General features: G+C 55.0%; 1 protein-coding gene. It reads right to left on the bottom strand.

The annotated features are described in order from the left end of the window. A partial coding sequence (locus FDX22_RS31200; protein WP_255432944.1) for a fimbria/pilus outer membrane usher protein occupies positions 1-211 on the bottom strand: 211 nt, incomplete at both ends.

Genomic DNA, 211 nt, shown 5'->3' with positions numbered 1-211 from the left:
AACGTTATTTTCCACATCGGTGTTGTTATTCATTGAATTGGTATCCAGCGCGACGCGGTTGTAACGATAAACGGTGGCATACGGCATGACCGCGTAGCCACGCCAGTCGGTCTGCACGCCGGTCTGGTTTTCTATCCGCACCCCCTGGGCCCCAGGTGCTTTTATCAGTACGTTGGTATCGCCCAGTGGTTGGCTGAGCGTAATGCCGTCC

Origin of the sequence: Citrobacter sp. TBCS-14, from assembly GCF_005280805.1 — a bacterium.
Taxonomy (GTDB): Bacteria; Pseudomonadota; Gammaproteobacteria; order Enterobacterales; family Enterobacteriaceae; genus Citrobacter; species Citrobacter gillenii.
This window is presented reverse-complemented; position numbering and strand designations above follow the sequence as displayed.